The organism is Streptomyces montanisoli, assembly GCF_017813245.1.
GTDB classification, from domain to species: Bacteria; Actinomycetota; Actinomycetes; order Streptomycetales; family Streptomycetaceae; genus Streptomyces; species Streptomyces montanisoli.
The window spans coordinates 1-3,393 of the sequence record NZ_JAGIQL010000307.1; the positions used below are offsets into that span (position 1 = coordinate 1).

Sequence of the window (3,393 nt, forward strand, 5' to 3'; positions counted from 1 at the left end):
CCCCCCCCCCCCCCCCCCCCCCCCCCCCCCCCCCCCCCCCCCCCCCCCCCCCCCCCCCCCCCCCCCCCCCCCCCCCCCCCCCCCCCCCCCCCCGCCCCCCCCCCCCCTTCTCCGCGCAGAAGCGGACATGCCGGATACACGGGCGGCCGGAGTTGAGACGTCAGCTCTCCGGATCAGAGGAGGCCGCGGGGCCCTTCGCCCGCCATCAGCAGCACCGCGGCGCCGACCGCTGCCACGCCGAACGCCCCCACGGCCACCACGGGCGTCACCGAGCCGAGCAGCGAGGTGAAGCCGTCGAGGACGGTGTCGAGCCCGGTGGTCACGGACACGTCGGGGTTGACGGCCTGCCCGAGCGCGGTCAGCCCGGGGCCGTGCGTGATCGAGCCGACCGCGGATCGCAGCGGCCCGAGGTCGTCCGAGGTCAGCCCCGAGGTGTCGGGCGACAGGCGCCAGAACAGCTCGCAGTCCACGACGGCGGGCAGGACGGGCCCCGCCTCCGGGGGCAGCACGACCGCCGCGTGCCAGTAGCGGGGGCCGACGCCGCTGGGGGACGGGTCGCCGAACAGTTCGGGCGCCGCGAGGTCGGGCTCGCCCTTCCAGTACGAGAGCGACGGGTGCAGCGGCGTGACGATGCCCGTGACGCGGACGGCCACTTCGGCGCCGAGGCGCTGATTGGAGGGGAAGTGCAGCACTGAGCCCACCCTGATGTGCAGGTGCTTGGCGGTGGCCTCGGAGACGGCGCCCTCCACCTCGTGCGTGCGGTAGGTGACGGAGTCGCGCGCGGCGCGCGGCAGCCGCCCCGCGGCGAGGCGGGAGTGCGGGCCGAGAGCGTCCTGGGTGGTGAGCGTGAACACGGGCGCCTTGCCCTCGGGCCGCGCCAGGTAGGAGTCGCGCGCGGACACCTGTCCCCTCGTGCGCACCCCGTAGGACGACTGGTCGCGGCGGGCGCGCAGCGGGGCGGGGAGCGTGGCGATCGCCCGGCGGTAGCGCGGTTCGATGTAGCCGGGCCGCAGCATCTCGGCGAGGCGCTCCGCGTCGCCGTCCGTCGCCCCGCCGTACGCGACGGACAGCGAGACGGCGCTGCGGTCGATCGACGCGGTGTTCACGGCGTGCCGCAGCGCGTCGGTCTCGTACGAGGCGGTCGCCCGGGGGAAGGCGGCGGCCAGGAACGCGGTCACCAGCACCAGCAGGCCGAGCCCGAACGGCAGTCCCGGCGCGGCGCGCAACCGGGTGCGCACCCACGGCGCCGGGGTGCGCCGCGCCGCCCGGCCGCGCGGTGTCTCGGCCTCACCGTGCCGTCGTGCCACGTCACTCACCTCGCTACTCACCTCCCTACTCACCTCCCTGGGCCCGCAGCGAACTCGCGGGGTCCGTGCGGTGCAGCGCGAGCGCCGCCACGATGACGGCCGGCGCCACCGCCACGCCCGCGAGCAGCAGCAGGACCTCGCCGGCCGGCAGCAGGATGTGCACGGTGGGCACGGGCTGGGTCGCCTTGCCCGTCAGGACGATCAGCGGGACGACCGCCCGGGTCAGCACCACGCCGAGCACCACACCGACGGCGAGCCCGATGCCGAGCAGCAGGGAGTGCTCCACCGCGAGGAGCCTGGCCAGCTGGCGGCGCGGCGCGCCGAGCGCCCGCAGCACCGCGAACTCCTGCGAGCGCTCCCGCAGGGCCGCGACCGTGCCGACGGCGAAGCCGACCGCGGCGAGCGCGGCCGCGGCGACCGCGGCGGCCAGCAGGGCGGCCTGCGGGCCCGCGCCCAGCGGGTCCCGGTGCAGCCGGTCGGAGATCTCCGTGCGGACGAGGATCTGGCCCGGGTCGATGTCGGTGCGCTCGCGCAGCGCGGCCGCCACCTGCCCGGCCTTGCCGGGCGCCGGGTAGAACCACCACTCGGTCGGGGCCGGCGTCTGCGCGTCCTTCACCGCGAACGCCCGCTCGACGGCGCGCAGGTCGAGCAGCACGGCGCCGCTGTCGGTGGCCGCGGGCACGCCCTGGCCGTCCACCGCGGCGCTCGGGCCCGTCGTCGGGATCTGCCGGACCGTGCCGGCGACGCGCACGGAGAGGGTGTCGTTGCCGAGCGGCACCCGGATCACGGATCCCTTCTTCGCGCCGGTCGCCGACGCGAACGAGTCCGTCACCAGCGCCGCGGGCAGCGGCGCCGCCTGCGCGGGCGCGGTGACGCGGACGTCGTCCAGGGCCTGCGGCCCGAAAGGCTGCCCGTGGTACGAGCTGGCGTCGTACGTGAGCGACAGCGGCGTGTGCGCGTCGCCCCGCACGCCGGTCACATCGGCGGGGGAGGCGTTCGGCTGGGCGGAGAGGTCGGCGCCCGAGGTGGTCACCGAGGTCCCCCAGCGCGGGGACGGCACGGACACCGGGCGGTCGCCGTGCGGGGTGTGCGCCGTGACGGAGGCGATGGTCAGCTCGTAGCGCTGCGCGTGCGCGGGCGAGGCCGGGGTGTCGAACTCGAAGCCGGTGATCCGCAGCGGCCCGGCCGGTTCGCCGTCGGGCGCGCCGGCCGCGCCCGCCAGGTCGACGCCGAGGGTGTGGGTGGCGCCGTCGGCGTGTATCTGGTCGAGCTGCATCGGGTAGCGCACCCCGTAGCGGTCCTCAAGCGTGACGAAGCCGAGCGCCGCGTCGTCGGCCGACGACGGCGCGGGGTGGGCCGTCAGACGTATCGCCAGGTCGAGCCGGGTCGTGCCGTCGGGCACCGGCAGCCCGGTCGCCGGGACGGCGGCGGGGTGCAGCGCGGCGACCTCGCGGGCGGCGTCCCCGCCGGCCAGGTCGTCGCGCATGCCGATGCCGGGCGCCGCGTCGCTCGTGTCGAGGGCGAGCACGGTCGCCTCCCTGCTGCCCGACAGGCTCATCGTGTCGCGCACGGAGGGCGCCAGCCCGCGCACGCCGGGGATCGCCGCGAACGCGCCGCCCTGCCCGAACACGGGCGTGCGGCTGCCGACCACCCGCACCGGCGCCCCGGCCCGGAACTGGGCCTGGTCGCTCTGCGAGGCGTCCCACGAGGCGCCCTGCCCGATGGCGAGCACGCCCATGGCGACGGCGAGCACCAGCAGCAGCACAGGGCCCGCGCCCCGCAGCGGCCTGCGGCTGAGCTGCCAGCCCGCGAGCGCGGCAGGCAGCCCGCGTCCCCTGGCGGCGCGCCGCTCCGCGAGCCGCGCGACGGGCGGCAGCAGACGCAGCGTCAGCACCGTGCCGGCCAGCAGCGCGAGCGCGGGCGCCACGACGAGCAGCGGGTCGATGGAGAGCCCGCCGGACGCGCCCGCGCTGAGGGCGCCGCTGCCGGACGTCTGCCGGTGGAGCAGAAAGAAAAAAAAAAAAGAAAAAAAAAGAAGAAAGAGGAGAGAGCCAGCCCGCACGGGACCCGGCAGCGACGCGGCACG

At 77.1% G+C, this 3,393-nt stretch carries 2 protein-coding genes; both read right to left on the bottom strand.

Going from position 1 to position 3,393, the window contains the following annotated elements:
• Window positions 1–173: 173 nt before the first annotated feature.
• On the bottom strand, window positions 174–1,307 hold the full coding sequence (locus JFN87_RS32575) for a hypothetical protein (RefSeq protein ID WP_209346048.1): 1,134 nt from the start codon (window positions 1,305–1,307) through the stop codon (window positions 174–176).
• Window positions 1,308–1,332: 25 nt separating this feature from the next.
• Window positions 1,333–3,393, bottom strand: a 2,061-nt coding sequence (locus JFN87_RS32580) for an FtsX-like permease family protein (RefSeq protein WP_209346050.1), incomplete at its 5' end; no start/stop codon positions are given.